Here is a 14842-nt window from a genome sequence, read left to right as displayed (position 1 = left end):
AATAAGTAAGTAAAGAAAATTTAAAGATTCCTTTTTTAGGAATCTTTTTTTTATATTTTTGCACTTTATTTAGATTCAATTAAAATAAAATAAAAGTGTTGGAAACACCATCTTTATATTCCCCCTGTACAAATATGAATTGTGAGGTCGCATGTGGTACGAAGAAGAAGAAATGCTGTAAGAAGTATAAAAAGAAAGGAAAGACCAATTGCAAAAGATGTCCAAAGTTATAGGGCATATTGCAATTATTTATCTCAATTCAATTTTATCGAACTTAAAAGACGAATATACCGTTTTGGTGTATTCGTTTTTTTATTGAAAACCCTCTAACTTTTCCTGAAGTATATTTTTAAGGGTATCTTTACTTAAAGGCTTATTTATAACAGCATTCATACCAGCATTTATACAGTTATTTTCTACCTCTTCTATTTCTGAAGCCGTTAATGCAATTATAGGAATTGAAGAGTTTGTTTTTCGAATAAGTTTTGTCGCCTCATAACCATTAAGTTTTGGCATATTAAGATCCATAAGGATAAGGTCAAAATTTTGATTCTCAATAATTTCTACAGCACTTAAACCGTTTTCTACAATAACACAATCATAACCAATTAATTTAAGAAGATTGCGAGTAACCATTTGGTTAATTTTATTGTCTTCTACAACAAGAATGGAGATGTCATTAGATTCGATGATTGGTTTATCCTGGTCATTAAAAGAAGTATTCTTTTCTTTGATTACTTCTAATTTTAAAGTAAAACTGAATAGAGTACCTATACCTTGAGTACTCTCTAAGTGTATTTGAGAACCCATCATATCCAGAAGTTCTTTAACTATAGAAAGCCCTAATCCTGTTCCATCAAGTTTGTCCAATTCTCGATTGATCTGAGAAAACTTCTCAAAAACAAAATTCTTTTTGTTTTCAGGTATTCCTATTCCATTATCTTCGACTTCAAACTTTATATCAACATTATTTTTTACAACAGAAATTACTTTTATTCGCAACCAAATTTTTCCGTTACGGGTGTTTTTAATAGCGTTACCTATTAAGTTTATTAATACTTCTGACAATCGTAATGAATCTAAATGTAATAATTCAGGTAATCTATTATCAATTTCTAAAAGAAGTTGATTGTTATTATTTTTTGCTTGATAATTAAGAGAATTTAATAGGTTTTGGCATAACTCTTTTAAATTGACAGATTCTTTCTGAAGTTTTATTTTTTGAGATTCTATTTCCCCCACTTTAAGAACATTACCAATTAAATCAAGAAGGTACTCTCCTGAGAACTTTAACGAACTTAAGAGTTTTTCGTGTTTTCTTACCACCTCTTTATCTTCCTGAAGTAAGGATGTAATACCAATCACTCCATATAAAGGGGTTCTGAGTTCATGACTTACTGTAGATATAAATTGAGATTTTATTTGTGTAAGTTCCTCTGCTTTAGATTTAGCTACAACGAGCTCTTCATTTTTTCCTTCGAGATTATCATTTAATCTTTTCTTGGATCGATATGCCTGTAATAGAAAAAAGATCGTTCCTAGCATAAAAAGAATCCCTATTGAAGAAATAATGTTTATAGTTCTATTATTTTTAGCCAGATTGGCTTGATATTCCTTTTCTCTTTTGGCTTCGGCCAATTCTCTTTCATATTCATCAATACTAAAATTGATTTTAGTAATTTCTATCTGTTCAGTTTTTAACTTTTCTTGAAATTCCTGATAGGCTTTTAGATCATGGTGTGCATTTTTATAATCTCCTATACGCTCATACAATTCTGCTCTTGATTTATAAATAAGTAACAACTGCCTCAACATATTATTTTCTGTAGCGACCTTAATAGCTTCCTCAAAATATGATAAAGCAAGATCAGTATCATTTTTACTTAAAAAATACATTCCTTTTAAGTACTTGATCTCACAAACACCTTGTATATCGTTATTGTTTTTTAAAATTTCTTCTGATGCTGTTAAGTAGTAATAAGCTTTTTCATACTCGTTTAAATATGTATGAGCCCTGGCTAAATTTAAGGTTGCAGATAAAGGGTTGAACTTATCAATGGATTTTCCAATTTTTAAGGATTTTTGATAATACTTAACAGAAGATTGAATATCATTATTATCAATAGCAGTATTTCCTAATCCGTTATAAATAAATGCTATTAAGTAAAAGTTTTTACATAACTGAGCATGTTTTAATGCCTTTTTGTAGTTTTCTTCTGCGGCATCAAAATCAGATATAACATCATAATTAGCGGCTATAGCATAATAAGATTCAGAAATATAATATTCGTTTTTTAATTGATGGGCATAATTAGCTGCGGTGACCGCATGCTCAAGAGATTCTTTAACTTTAAACTCATCAAATAATAATACTGATGATCTATCTAACAAAAAATCTAAACTATCATTTTTAATATGAAATACATCTTTTTGATGCTGTGCTAGACACAAATTATTAAAGAGAAAATAAATAAAGATCACTCCGATCTTAACGAAACTTTTATTCGGAGAAAGTAGAATCCAAGGCTTATTTTTTAATATAAAATTTTTACAAAAAAACATTAGGGTAATGGTATTACAAAGAAAACGACTTCAAAAAATGATCATATTCTTAGTGTCATTATTACTAATTTATATAAAGTAAGCCCTCATATTTCCTAAACATCAAATAAGGATTAAAACCCTTTGTTTTGTGTAAAGGCAATGAATTTACTGAAAATAAAATAAATTTAGCTTCGATAAGTAAAAAAAGATATTCTTATATAATTCAGCAAGTTTTGGGTTTTATAAAAAAACATAGACATATACCTTTATTTTATTATTAAAAAACAGCATAATGAAGGAACAAGATCAGATTAATTATACCAAAATAGCAGAAGCTATAACTTATATTCGCCAAAACTTTCAAGAGCAACCAAACCTTGATGAAATAGCGGAACAAGTACATACCAGTTCATTTCATTTTCAACGATTATTTAAAGAGTGGGTAGGAGTAAGTCCTAAAAAATTTTTACAATATACGAGTGTTGAATATGCAAAACAGGTTCTTAAAGATCATCAAACAACTATTTTTGATGCCGCATATGAAACAGGGCTTTCCGGAACAGGAAGACTTCATGATCTTTTTGTGAAAATAGAAGGAATGACTCCAGGAGAATATAAAAACGGAGGGGAGAAATTGGTAATTAATTATAGTTATGCAGAGAGTCCTTTTGGAGAAGTGTTAGTGGGGTCAACACCCAAAGGGATTTGCCATATGGCTTTTCTAAATAACGAAGAAGAGGCGTTTATTAAACTTAAACAACGATTTCCTAATGCCACTTTTAATCAAGTAGTTGATCGAATTCAACGAAATGCATTATTTATTTTTACTCAGGATTGGAAAAATCTATCACAGATAAAACTGCATTTAAAAGGAACTGATTTTCAACTAAAGGTTTGGGAAACTTTACTTAAAATACCTATTGGAGGATTAACTACTTATGGAAACATTGCTAATTGTATTCATAAACCAAAAGCTTCTAGAGCTGTAGGGACGGCAATAGGTAATAATCCAGTCGCTTTTTTGATTCCTTGTCATCGAGTAATCCAATCGACGGGTAACTTAGGGCAATATCATTGGGGAAATATTAGAAAAACTGCAATTATAGGTTGGGAAGCTGCAAAAGCAGAAGTTATCTAAGCAAGAAACGGGTGGTTAAACTCTTCTTTGAATGTCATCTTTGTATAAACATTAATACACAGTGATATGAATAGATTCAAAATAGTTCCGTTAACAAAAGCTTTTGCTACCGATATACGATCAAGAAAACTAGATGATTTTAATAATAAGATAGTTGAACAAATAGCAACTAGTTATGGACCGTGTAGGGTATCTTTAAAACCTTTTATACCAGGAAAGGATAAACGATTGTTGTTAAGTCATAGCCCGTTTGAAAAGAATAATGCTTTTAACCAACCAGGTCCTATCTTTATCCATAAAGAAGAGGTAACACCATATCAGGATATTTATAAGTTTCCAGAAGAAATTAAGGCAGATAAGAAAAACTTTCCTTTATCACTTATTGGGTATAACAAAAATCAGAAAATGATTTTTACACAATTGGTAGGGAACAATGATGTAGATGTATTAATTCCTCACATATTCGAAAAACATAGTGAAATAGCTTATCTACATGCAAGAAATGCAGAAGCTTGTTGTTTTATATGTAAAATAGAAAGAGCTTAGAATAAAAAGAAAAGGGAATACTTTTTTATGAGTATTCCCTCTTGCCATCCGCGCCATAGATTAGTAATGGACTTATATATAAAACGTTTAGAATCATAATCACCCTACCCCTTTAATTAAAATCTATATATAAAGGTATAAAAGGTGTTTTTATATATTAAAAATCAATACATTCCTTATACCTGTACAAAAAATTATTAGCCAATATTCTAGTCATAAAGAAAATCTTCTTACCTTTTTTGGATAAAAAATGGGTTTATTTTTTAGAATGAGATCAGGTTTGTAATGATTTATCAAACTAAAACAAGACTGTTGATCAAATATATCCTATTGTAAAAAGGCACTATGGCAAATAACCAAGATCAAATTAATCACCTTCTGGAAAAGTTGGATGCCCTTCTTAAGAAACAACAAGATTTTTCTACTGAGATAAAGAATTTAAAAGAAGAGATATATACACTTAAAGCTTCTGAAAAAGATCCAGTTGTAACAGACGAAAAAAATGAAAAAGGAACTTTGGATTCTGTTGTTCAGGAAACTGCTTTAGAAGAAGAAACCAATCAAACTATTGAAGAACAGGTCCTACCTATAAAACAAGAGGCTATATCACCCAATACTCCTTCTGTCATAAAGAAAAAGGATAAAACTAGATCAAACCTAGAAAAATTTATAGGCGAAAACCTAATCAATAAAATAGGAATTATCATCACGATCATAGGAGTTGCAATTGGTGCTAAATATTCTATAGAACGTGATTTAATTAGTCCTTTAACAAGGATTATATTGGGGTATTTAGCAGGAGTAGGACTTCTGCTAGTTGGAATGAAATTGAAAAAGAAATACCATAGTTATAGTGCGGTATTGGTAAGTGGAGCAATGACTATCCTGTATTTCATTACATTTTTAGCATACAATTTATATGATCTTATTCCTCAGGTTTTTGCCTTTGGGTTGATGGTTGTATTTACCATTTTCACAGTAGTGGCAGCTATACACTATAATAAACAAATAATTGCGCATATAGGTCTCGTTGGAGCTTATGCAGTACCTTTTTTGTTAAGTGATGGGTCTGGGAATTTTGTCATTTTGTTTAGTTATATGGCCATAATTAATGTTGGAGTATTGATTATTGCCATGTTAAAGTATTGGAAATCATTATATATTTCTTCTTTTATATTAACCTGGTTGATATACTTCTCCTGGTATGCGTTTGAGTATTCTACAGAAGAACATTTTACTGGAGCCTTTGTATTTCTAATAATTTTCTTTGTCACATTTTATCTTATGTTTTTGATGTATAAGTTAAAAAGGAAAGAAAAATTTGATATTGGGGATCTGATATTACAGCTCTCTAATTCTTTTATTTTTTACGGGATTGGATTTTCTATGTTAAATGATCACGAGACAGGAAAAGAACTATTAGGTATATACACCTTAGTGAATGCTATTATTCATTTTATAGTTAGTATAACGGTTTATAGATTAAAACTGGCAGACAAAAACCTTTTTTACTTTGTTTCAGGAATGGTATTAGTATTTATAACCATTGCATTTCCGGTTCAATTGGATGGAAATTGGGTTACTTTGTTATGGGCAGGTGAAGCGGCATTGTTATTTTGGATCGGTAGAACCAAAAAGGTGCCTATCTATGAAAAACTTTCATATCCACTAATATGGTTAGCATTCTTTAGCTTACTCCATGACTGGACAACCGTATATAATGGATACATACCTGATGTGCCAGGAAGTGGTGTTTTTCCTATATTCAATATTAATATGTTAACTTCTATTGGATGCATAACTTCATTTTGGTTCATTTATACAATACATCGCAATAAAAACTTTTCATTTCCTTGGCCTAATCTACAATGGTGGTATAAAATGTTAACTATTGGTTTAGTATTTTTATTAATTACGACCATATATTTTGCCTTTAGAATAGAAATTGCAACTTATTGGAATCAAGTATATGCGGATATCGATGTGTTATCTATAAATAATACAGATTCAGATTATACATTTTCGATATATGATCAGTTAAATGATATAAGAGATTTTAAAGCTATATGGTTGATTAATTATACTCTGTTGTTTTTGATAATAGTATCATTTATAAATATCAAAAAAATAAAGGATAGTGTGTTTGGCTATGTAACATTGATTGTTAATCTATTAATGACTTTGTTTTTTTTAACCAGAGGTTTATACCTGTTAAGTGAATTACGCGAAAGTTACTTAGAACAACAAGTATCAGAATTTAATCAAAGTACTATATTTCATCTAGGGATCCGATATATCTCTTTGGCTTTTATAACGCTATTTCTTTTTGTTTTTTATAAATATGTACGTCAGAAATTTTTACATAGAACCTTTATAATGGCATTTGATTTTGTATTACATATTTCTATACTTTGGATTATTAGTAGTGAACTAATCCATTGGTTAGATATGGGTGAATCTACAAAGGCCTATAAGTTAGCACTTAGTATTCTTTGGGGGATCTATGCATTATTTCTCATTGTATTGGGTATTTGGAAAAAGAAAAAATACCTACGTATTATGGCTATAATACTATTTGGAATAACCTTATTGAAACTCTTCTTATATGATATTTCGCATCTAGAAACGATTCCTAAAACTATCGTATTCTTATCATTAGGAATATTGCTTCTTATTATTTCATTCTTGTACAATAAATACAAACATATTATAGCAGATGATCAAGAAAATTAATATCAATTTTAATAGTTTTAAGATAGTAACTCATGTTTGTTTTCTATTTCTTATAAGTAGTTACAGTTATGGTCAGTTAACAGAATACTCATTTAAGAGAGAACTTCAGCAAATAACAGATCAATGGCATAGTGTGCAATTACCAGAAGAGATTTTTGGTAAGATTTCTCCTGATCTATCAGATATACGAGTATATGGTTTAACAGATCAAAAAGATACTATAGAAGCACCCTATCTTTTAAAACAGAAGAAAGAGAAAGTATTTAATAAAAATGTACAATTCAAAACCCTTAATAAAGTATATAATCAAAAGGGAACGTATGTAACTTTAGAAGTTCCTACAAAAGAATCGGTTAATAGAATTAATTTAGATTTTAAACAATCTAATTTTGATTGGCCGTTAACATTGCAAGGAAGTCAGGACCAAAAAGAGTGGTATACAATTGTTGATAATTATCGAGTACTTTCTATCACCAATGATTTGACAAACTATCGATTTACGACTCTCAAGTTTCAAGATGTTCAATATCAATATTTAAGATTATGGATTAAAACATCAGATAAACCAATTTTAAATAGTGCTCTTGTAACTTTAAATGATACCCAAAATGCTAATTATCTTGATAGTAAAATAACACATTTTAATACTAAACAAAACAAAGACTTAAAACAGACCATTTTAGATATAGATTTAGATATTCCTACATCAGTTAGTTATTTAAAACTTAATATAAAAGATTCGATAGATTATTATCGTCCTCTTACTATTCATTATGTAGTTGATAGTATTAAAACGGCTGAAGGATGGAAACCTCGATATTCTACGTTAGCATCTGGGGTTTTAAGTTCTTTAGAAAATCAAGAATTTAAGTTTAACAGTACTATTTTAAAAACAATAAGAGTGATTATACATAATCACGATAATGAACCTTTGGTAATCAATAAAACTCAGGTAAAAGGATATAAACATGAATTGATAACACGTTTTACCAATCCAGCAACTTATTATTTGACTTATGGTAATGAAAAAGCTAACAAACCTCGGTATGATTTGAATTACTTAACATCTAAAATACCAAAAACTCTCAAAGATGTTAGTGTAGGAGAAGAGCAGGTGATCAAAAAAATAAAAGAAGATTCTCAAGAAGCACTATTTAAAAATAAATTATGGTTGTGGGCGGTAATGTTGATCATTATAATTTTACTAGGTTGGTTTACATTAATGATGCTTAAAAAGAAATAAGAAGAGTGTTTTATGAATAAAAGCATAGATTTTCCCTTAAATACAGAGTATCCATCTTATGCAGAAATGTATATGAAGTTGGTTATAAGAGACGGAAGCCTTTTAAAACAATTAAAAGAAACCAAAATAACTACTCAAAAGTTTATAAGTTCATTATCAGAAGAAGAATTGAACTATAGATATAAACCAGGAAAATGGTCGTTAAAAGAAGTGTTAGTTCACATTATAGATGATGAAAGAATTTATGCATATAGAGCACTTACTTTTGCTAGAAATGATAAAACCGAATTACCAGGGTTTGATGAAGAAAGATATACTAAGTATGCAGATGTATATTCTAGAACGATCGAAAGTATAATAGAAGAATATGATGCGGTAAGAATGGCTACTATCACATTGTTTCAGTCATTTTCTGATGAAGCTCTTTTGCGAATCGGCACAGCAAATAAAAATAAAACAAGTGTCAGAGCCTTAGGATATCATATTCTAGGCCATGAATTGCATCATATACAGATTTTACAGGATAGATATTTAAAGTCTTTGTAAAATATCCTAATCCAACACAATGACAGAGTGAGAATTTGAGTTATATTTATTGTACCATTTTTTAATTAGAGATTAAATACATGTTTAATGTTTTAAGTATCTTGCTAATAAGTGGTTATGAGGTTTTAAATAGATAGAAAAAAGAAATCTCATATACATCACACACATACACAGTCATTTTAATAGTTACTTACATGAGATTTTTACTTATAGCGTTTATTGCTTTTATACCCAAAATATATGCGCAAGATCAAGAGTTTAGCAAACTTTTAGAATTGTTTAGAGAACCAAAAACTGAAATACCAGGAACTCTTGCCAATAAATATTTTGAATTTACACCAAGTGAAGGTTTTGATAAACTGGTTACGGATCAAGTAGTAATTAGAGCCAATAATTTTATTGCTGTATCTACATTCTCTGATTGTTCTGCCGGAGGATCGTGTGAAGTATCTAGGTTAACATTTTTCAATTATGTGGGAGAGAGAATTGGAAAAATAGATTATGAAAGAATTATGGCAGACTGCTCTTTTAATGATACACGACATTCCGTTATACAATCAGACTCGTTATTGGTTTTTAGAGAAACCCGTGAAAGACTAGATTGTTTGGGTGATGGTCGTATGACTAGTAAAAAAGTTTGGTTAGAATTTCAACCATTAGCTCAAAATGGAAAACCCAAAATGTCATATACCAAAATAATTGCATTAGATCGAGAACATTATGATGCTTCGTGTAGAATTTTTGAAGCATCAGATCTACAAGGAAAAAGCAGAGAAGAACTATCAATTATTAGAAATGAGATTTTTGCAGCACATGGATACATATTTAAAACTGAAAAATGGCAGGATTACTTTGCGCCCAAAAGTTGGTATGACCCTACGCAAGAAGACGTGGTTGATAAGCTTTCGGTAATAGAAAAAGCAAATATTGATTTAATCAGAAGCCTGGAAATTAATTAACATGAAGTTTTTTGTAGCATTTATATGTATCCTTTTGTCATTTAAAACATTGGCACAAACCCAGGTTAGAACTATACATGTATTTGTAGCATTATGTGATAATAAAAACCAAGGAATAGTACCAGTACCAGAAAAATTAGGTAATGGTAAAGACACAAGGAATAATTTATATTGGGGAGCCGGATATGGAGTAAAAAACTTTTTTAAGAATAAGACAAAAGATTGGCAGTTGATTAAAACAATACCTTCAGGCCGTGCAGATATTCTAGAGAGATTATTATATAAACATACTACCAAAAATGTATATATGCTTGCAGATGCATATGATGGAGCAAAGATTAAAACTTGTATAGAAGATTTTTTAAAAGCAACTAATGGTCAAAATTCTGTTGAGGTAATTTATGAATCAAGAAAACTTGTTTTTGCCGGCCAATCTGATCTAGTAAGTTATGTAGGACATGATGGTCTTATGGATTTTGATATAGACATTAAATTTGATCCTGAACCTAAGGGTAAAAGAGATGTTATTATTCTGGCCTGCTATAGTAAGAATTATTTTTCTCCCGAAATAAAAAAGGCTCAAGCGAACCCTGTTTTGTGGACAACACATTTAATGGCTCCAGAAGCATATACTTTAAAATCTGCAATAGATGGATGGATACTACGAGAATCAGGAACACAGATAGATGAACGCGCAGCGCAAACTTACCATAAATATCAAAAATGTGGAATCAAAGGAGCCAGAAATTTGTTTACTACCGGTTTTTAAGGTCTTATGATGGAGGTGTCAAAAGAAGTTTATAAAAGAAGTGCCGCAGTCAAAGAAAGATGTTATTATCAAGTTTTATAATTTTTATGTTAAATTTAGGTGACACTGTCCAAAAATAGAGCAGAGGTTCGTCTCAATAGCAAACATAAAATATATAATAATGAATTATTCAATTAAGCATTTATTTCATATTGAGGCTTCAATACATAAAGTATTTGAGGCTATACAGACGATTGAAGGATTATCAAATTGGTGGACTACACAAACCAAAGGAGCTTCAGAAATTAATGATACAATACAATTTGATTTTGGTGATACTGTAGGACCTAAAATGAAAATCATTCAATTAGAAAAAGAAGCTAAAATTGTTTGGGAGTGTATAGAAAGCAATCACGGTTGGATAGGGCATAGATTTGTCTTTTTACTTGATAATAATGAAGGAAAAACTCGTTTACGTTTTTCACATGATGGTTGGAAAGAGCAAGATGATTTTTATGGTATTTGTAGTTTTAGTTGGGGTAGGTATCTTGAAAGTTTGAGGCAATATTGTCAAACAGGAAAAGGAGAAGCTCACGGGAGTGAGGGATATAGAAAATAATTTTTTTGTTTCAATGTCCAATTTTTTTGGATAGATACGTCATAACCATATAAATCATAAAAAAAGTACCAAATGAAACAATTTATGTTCCTTTTTAAAGGAGGAGATGAAGTATGGGATACTAAATCTCCCGAACAACAACAAGAACACATGCAACATTGGCAAAAGTGGATTGGTGAAATAGCACAACAAGAAAAATTTGTAGGAGGAGAACGATTATATCCGCACGGTAATACAATTCATCCTGGAGGAACAAAAATAACAGATAGACCACTAGCAGAAAGCAAAGAACTAGTAGGCGGATATATTGTTGTAAAAGCAGAAACTATAGAAGAAGCCACAGAAATTGCAAAAGGATGCCCAGGATTGCAATGGGAATCCTCATTAGAAGTAAGAGAAGTGTGGCCAGAGCATTAATAGCAACATAAAAAACAAAAAAATGAAAGAATTCTTATTTATTATACGTGGTGGACAGGAGAAATATGAATCTAATTCTCCCGAAGAAATGCAAAAACATATGGAACATTGGCAACAATGGATGGGTAGCTTAGCACAAGCAGGGAAACTTACCGGAGGTCAACCATTAATGAGCGAAGGAAAAACACTAATAGAAGGAGGCGCAAAAGTTATGGATAGACCCTTGGCAGAAGGGAAAGAACTCATAGGAGGTTATTTATTAATCAAAGAAGAATCATTAAGTCATGCGGCAGAGCTTGCAAAAAATTGCCCAAGTCTAGAATATAATTGTAGTATAGAAGTTCGTGAAATTAGTCCAATGGAATAGCGTTTGGAAAATAATGAGAACATAAAAGAAACGTTAAACCATCTTTTTAGACAAGAGTCAGGAAAGATGGTTTCAGTTTTAATTAAAATATTCGGTATTGAAAATATCGAGTTAGCAGAAGATGTCGTTCAAGATGCATTAGTCAGTGCGTTAGAAACATGGAAATATCGGGGAATGCCTGATAATCCCAGAGCCTGGTTATATCGTACTGCAAAAAATAAAGCCATTGATATTATCCGAAGAAAAAAGCATAGTAAAACTATTGATTTTTCTGATCCTCAAAAGCAGCTTCTCACTTCAGAATATACTTTAACAGCAACAATGAATGATTTTTGGCAAGAAGAACATATACAAGATGATTTTTTAGCTATGATGTATGCTTGTTGCCATCCTGAAATATCACAAGAAAGTCAAATCACGTTTATTCTTAAATCGTTATGTGGTTTTAGTACAAAAGAGGTAGCCAGGTCTTTTTTAACGACCGAAGCTACAATTTCAAAACGCTTATATCGTACCAAAGAATATTTCAGAAAAAATAAAATACGCCCTCAAATACCTGAAAAAGAAACCATAGTTGATAAAACTACTGCAGTGGTTAATGCTGTATACTTAATGTTTAACGAGGGATATAGCTCCACACATACCGATCAATTGATTCGAGAAGATCTGATATCTCAATCTATGTTATTATGCAAATCTCTATTGACTGTTAAACGTACACAATTACCAGAAGTTTACGCATTAATGGCATTAATGTGTTTTCATACAGCTCGTTTGGAGAGTAGAGTAACATCAGAAGGGAAATTGATATTGTTATCAGATCAGGATAGAAAAACCTGGAATGAAGAACTTATAAAAGTAGGAAATAGTTATCTTAATAAAGCAGCTTTTGGAGATACACTCACGACATATCATGTTGAAGCAGCTATAGCATATCAGCATTGTATTGCTAGGACATATAAAGAAACAAATTGGGAAGCGATTCTGGAATATTATAACCTATTACTTAAAATAACCAACGATCCAATTGTATACCTTAACCGATGCCTTGCAATTCTCGAACTTAAAGGACCAAAAGAAGCTTTAAAAACAATATCAGAACTAAATGATAATAAGATATTGACTAAATATTACTTGTTTCCTGCTACAGTAGGAGAAATACATCAACGCTTAGGACAACCTGTCAAAGCAATAGAAAATTATAAGAAAGCTTTGGGATTAACACAATCAAAACCAGAGCAACAGTTGCTAAAACAAAAGATCGCAACGGTTTTAAACTAGAAGACTTTTCTAAGAGACATGTATAGTTGATCATAAATAATATTTTCAGTTTATAATTTCATAATATTAGTATCCACCTATAAGTATAAATGATGTAAATTGTATAGACAATCATTTTTGTGTTATTGTATAAAAAGAGCTATTCAATTTCTAATAAGACTGGTGATGGTTTTTGTTTTAAATAATTAAAAATAGTAGCTGTATGAAAACCGATAAGATTTTGGAATATATAAGTCGCGGGAGAACAGATTTTGTTTTTCATCTCCTTCGCCAACCTGATTGGAAAGAAGTTTTACACCAAGGGCATATAAAACCATTACAATGGTTTGTGTACTATAATGATCTTACTGCACTACGTGCGATTATTGAGAATGGAGGAAACCTTGATAGCATTGATCTTAATAAAGAACTGGGTAATGCAGCATTCTTTGGGCATTGGAAAATTTGTGATTTTTTGATCAAACAAGGTGCAAACCCTAATGCTATAATCGATAAGACAGGTGAAACTCCTCTTCACAATGCATTAGCAAAAGCAGGAAGACCTTATTACTACTTTACAATACAATTACTTGTGCAAAACGGAGCTAATGTTAATGTCAAAACCGTCCCAGGAATAGAAACCGGTGCTTTTATGAGGGATGTAAGAACAAAAGGAGAAACCCCATTACATCGTGCTGCAGCTTATGCCGATGAGCGTACAATAGATTTCTTAATCAAACATGGTGCTGATAAAGAAGCAAAAGATGCTCATGGAGATTCACCACTTAGTTGGGCAAGTGAACATTTACGTCCCGGCTCAATTTTGGCATTACTTGCATTTGGAGAACATCGTATAGGAGAAGCACATAAAATTAAAAACACTAGTGATCATGGACAAGGATGGGGAAATAGCATGGATTGGAATCTTCTAGGAGATTATCTTCCTGAAAATATAGATTAAATAAAAATACAATTTAGCTATACTTTTTTATGTATTTGAATAAGAATAATAGCAAGTAATGGGTTTTAGGGTTATCAAATTATTTCAACATTTGTAATAAATAAATGACAACTGAGAATATTTAAATCCTAACAAAAGTATAATGATGAAAGTTGAAAACAGTACAACAAATGATATTGACGAAATATTTAGGTTATACAAAATAGCATCAGAATATCAGAAATCTAAGAAAACTGTAGTAGTGTGGCCAGAGTTTGAAAGAGAATTAGTAGAAACAGAAATTAAAGAAAACAGACAGTGGAAATTAATAATTGATAATCAAATAGCATGTATATGGACAATAACCTATAGTGATGAACAAATTTGGGAAGAGAGAAATAAGGATTCTGCAATTTATATTCATCGAATTGCAACAAACCCTGAGTTTAGAGGAGAAAATTTTGTTGCAATGATTGTAAACTGGGCAAAAGAATATGCATTACATCAAAATAAAGATTTTATTCGATTAGATACATTAGGAAATAATACCAAGTTGATCAAGCATTATACGAATGCAGGTTTTGATTTTTTAGGAATGTTTGATTTAAAAAATACACAAGGATTACCTGATCATTATAGTACAGCACCTGCTTGTTTATTCGAAATAAATATTGATAAAAATCAATAATAGTATTTTGCTTTAAGAGAATGTTTATAGTACTATTATATTATAGAACCTGTGTACATGTCTATGGAAAAAAATTGAAGTTTAAATCAAAGGA

General features: G+C 30.6%; 14 protein-coding genes. 13 read left to right on the top strand and 1 reads right to left on the bottom strand.

All coding sequences use genetic code 11. The annotated features are described in order from the left end of the window. Window positions 1–312: 312 nt before the first annotated feature. Window positions 313–2451, bottom strand: coding sequence for a tetratricopeptide repeat-containing hybrid sensor histidine kinase/response regulator (locus U0D62_RS19415; protein ID WP_322288993.1), 2139 nt, complete (start codon window positions 2449–2451; stop codon window positions 313–315). A gap of 385 nt (window positions 2452–2836) precedes the next feature. Here U0D62_RS19415 and U0D62_RS19410 point away from each other — a divergent pair, with 385 nt between their 5' ends. From U0D62_RS19410 to U0D62_RS19350, 13 genes are all read left to right on the top strand, one after another. Continuing rightward, on the top strand, window positions 2837–3682 hold the full coding sequence (locus U0D62_RS19410) for a bifunctional helix-turn-helix domain-containing protein/methylated-DNA--[protein]-cysteine S-methyltransferase (protein WP_322288992.1): 846 nt from the start codon (window positions 2837–2839) through the stop codon (window positions 3680–3682). A gap of 66 nt (window positions 3683–3748) precedes the next feature. Then, on the top strand, window positions 3749–4228 hold the full coding sequence (locus U0D62_RS19405; RefSeq protein WP_322288991.1) for a DUF1203 domain-containing protein: 480 nt from the start codon (window positions 3749–3751) through the stop codon (window positions 4226–4228). 345 nt (window positions 4229–4573) lie between these two features. Beyond that, entirely contained in the window at window positions 4574–6961 is a 2388-nt protein-coding gene (locus tag U0D62_RS19400) for a DUF2339 domain-containing protein (RefSeq protein ID WP_322288990.1), read from the top strand. Next, entirely contained in the window at window positions 6945–8204 is a 1260-nt protein-coding gene (locus tag U0D62_RS19395; RefSeq protein ID WP_322288989.1) for a DUF3999 family protein, read from the top strand. The genes U0D62_RS19400 and U0D62_RS19395 overlap by 17 nt, the downstream gene beginning before the upstream one ends. Window positions 8205–8216: 12 nt before the next feature. Next, window positions 8217–8750, top strand: a complete 534-nt coding sequence (locus U0D62_RS19390; RefSeq protein ID WP_322288988.1) for a DinB family protein — start codon at window positions 8217–8219, stop codon at window positions 8748–8750. Window positions 8751–8944: 194 nt separating this feature from the next. Then, window positions 8945–9709: a YARHG domain-containing protein gene (locus tag U0D62_RS19385; protein ID WP_322288987.1), complete on the top strand. Its 765-nt coding sequence runs from the start codon at window positions 8945–8947 to the stop codon at window positions 9707–9709. Between the two features lies 1 nt (window position 9710). Further along, window positions 9711–10478 (top strand): hypothetical protein, encoded by a 768-nt coding sequence (locus U0D62_RS19380; RefSeq protein ID WP_322288986.1) that lies wholly within the window; start codon window positions 9711–9713, stop codon window positions 10476–10478. A gap of 160 nt (window positions 10479–10638) precedes the next feature. Beyond that, window positions 10639–11076, top strand: coding sequence for an SRPBCC family protein (locus tag U0D62_RS19375; RefSeq protein WP_322288985.1), 438 nt, complete (start codon window positions 10639–10641; stop codon window positions 11074–11076). A 72-nt stretch (window positions 11077–11148) separates the two neighbouring features. Then, window positions 11149–11493, top strand: coding sequence for a YciI family protein (locus U0D62_RS19370; RefSeq protein ID WP_322288984.1), 345 nt, complete (start codon window positions 11149–11151; stop codon window positions 11491–11493). 22 nt (window positions 11494–11515) lie between these two features. Then, on the top strand, window positions 11516–11860 hold the full coding sequence (locus tag U0D62_RS19365) for a YciI family protein (protein ID WP_322288983.1): 345 nt from the start codon (window positions 11516–11518) through the stop codon (window positions 11858–11860). 3 nt (window positions 11861–11863) lie between these two features. Then, window positions 11864–13141: an RNA polymerase sigma factor gene (locus U0D62_RS19360; RefSeq protein ID WP_322288982.1), complete on the top strand. Its 1278-nt coding sequence runs from the start codon at window positions 11864–11866 to the stop codon at window positions 13139–13141. A 202-nt stretch (window positions 13142–13343) separates the two neighbouring features. Next, window positions 13344–14081 (top strand): ankyrin repeat domain-containing protein, encoded by a 738-nt coding sequence (locus U0D62_RS19355; RefSeq protein ID WP_322288981.1) that lies wholly within the window; start codon window positions 13344–13346, stop codon window positions 14079–14081. Between the two features lie 145 nt (window positions 14082–14226). After that, on the top strand, window positions 14227–14748 hold the full coding sequence (locus tag U0D62_RS19350) for a GNAT family N-acetyltransferase (protein ID WP_322289107.1): 522 nt from the start codon (window positions 14227–14229) through the stop codon (window positions 14746–14748). Window positions 14749–14842 lie beyond the last annotated feature (94 nt).

The organism is Aquimarina callyspongiae, from assembly GCF_034322225.1.
Classification (GTDB): domain Bacteria; phylum Bacteroidota; class Bacteroidia; order Flavobacteriales; family Flavobacteriaceae; genus Aquimarina.
This window is presented reverse-complemented; position numbering and strand designations above follow the sequence as displayed.